Origin of the sequence: Micromonospora maritima, assembly GCF_902825405.1 — a bacterium.
In the GTDB taxonomy this organism is placed as follows: domain Bacteria; phylum Actinomycetota; class Actinomycetes; order Mycobacteriales; family Micromonosporaceae; genus Micromonospora; species Micromonospora maritima.
The window spans coordinates 1-1719 of record NZ_CADEAU010000783.1 but is presented as its reverse complement, the minus strand read 5'-3'; the positions used below and the strand labels follow the sequence as shown (position 1 = coordinate 1719).

Annotated in this window: 1 protein-coding gene; it reads left to right on the top strand. The window is 75.9% G+C overall.

The genetic code is table 11. The features are described 5' to 3' along the window. Positions 1-1719: NADH-quinone oxidoreductase subunit 5 family protein (locus HUW36_RS32245; RefSeq protein WP_174531510.1), on the top strand; the 1719-nt coding region annotated here is incomplete at both ends.

Sequence of the window (1719 nt, the reverse complement as noted above, 5' to 3'; positions counted from 1 at the left end):
GGCGCGGCGGTGGCCCTGCTGGCCGCGCTGGTGCTGCTGGTCCGGGTGGACGGGCCGGTCGAGGCGGCCACCACCTGGGTCGACCTGGGCGGGCTGCGGGTCACGCTGGGCCTGCGGCTGGACGGCGTGGCGGTGCTGGTCGCCACCGCGGTCGCCGCGGTGGCGCTGGCGGTGCAGGTCTACTCGACCGGCTACCTGCGGCGCGGCCCGCACGACGACGTCGACGTCGACCACCGCTACCCGCCGTACGCGGCGCAGCTCAGCCTCTTCACCGCCGCCATGCTCACCGTGGTGGTGTCCGGTGACCTGATCATGCTGCTGGTCGGCTGGGAGGTGATGGGCATCTGTTCCTACCTGCTCATCGCCCACGACCGGCGGCTGCCCGAGGCACCGGGCGCGGCGGTCAAGGCGTTCCTGGTCACCCGGGTCGGTGACGTCGGCTTCCTGCTCGGCATCGCGCTGCTCGGCGTGGGCGCGGGCAGCTTCCGGATCGCCGACGTGCTGGCGCACGACTACGGCACCGGCACGCTGACCGCCGCCTGCCTGCTGCTGCTCGCCGGGGTGGCGGGCAAGAGCGCCCAGTTCCCGCTGCACACCTGGCTGCCCGACGCGATGGCCGGCCCGACGCCGGTCTCCGCGCTGATCCACGCCGCCACCATGGTCGCCGCCGGGGTATACGCGGTGGCCCGGCTGTTCCCGCTGTTCGAGCGGGCCCCGGCCGCGCTCGCCGTGCTCGGCGTGATGGCCGCGGTCACCATGCTGCTCGGCGCGTTCGCCGCCACCGCCCAGGACGACATCAAGCGGGTGCTGGCCTGGTCGACGGTCTCCCAGATCGGCTACATGACCGGCGCGCTCGCGGTCGGCGCGCCCGCCGCCGCGCTGTTCCACCTGCTCACCCACGCCGCGTTCAAGGCGCTGCTGTTCCTCGCCGCCGGCGCGGTGATCCACGCCGTCGGCACCACGCTGATGTCCCGGATGGGCGGCCTGCGCGCCGGCATGCCCGTCACGTTCTGGTGCATGGTGGTCGGCCTCGGCGCGTTGGCCGGGGTGCCGCCGCTGTCCGGCTTCTGGAGCAAGGACGGCGTGCTCGCCGCCGCCGAGGCCGCCGCGCTGGACGGGGCCGGTCCGACCGCGCCCTGGGTGGGCTGGCTGGTCTGGCTGGCCGGGCTGCTCGGCGTGGCGGTCACCGCCTGGTACGCGACCCGCCTGCTGCTGCGCACCTTCTTCGGCGCCACCCGGATGCCGCTGGTCCGACCGCACGACCCGCCCGCGTCGCTGCGCCTGCCCGTGCTGCTGCTCGCGGTCCCGGCCGCGCTGCTCGGCCTGGCCGCGTTCGTACCCTGGTTCGCCGACCGCCTGCGGGTGCCGGCGGACGCGACCACCGGCGAGGCGGTGGAGCTGGTCCACCTCGCGCCGAACCTGATCCTGCCGTTGGTGCTGCTGCTGGTCGGCGCGGGCGTCGCCTGGGCCGGCTGGCGCCGGGACCCGGCCGCCGACCCGGCCCGTTTCCTGGGCCCGCTGCGACCGGTGTTCGCCCGGGCGTTCCGGCTCGACGACGTCCAGCACACCCTCGTCGTACGCCCGACCGGCGCGCTGGCGCGGGCCGTGCGGGCCGGCGACGAGCTGGGGGTGGACGGCCTGGTCGAGGGGAGCGGTCGGGCGGCGGTGGAGCTGGGCGGTGGTCGCGTCGCCGTGCGCGACTCGTACGTGGGTGATCGT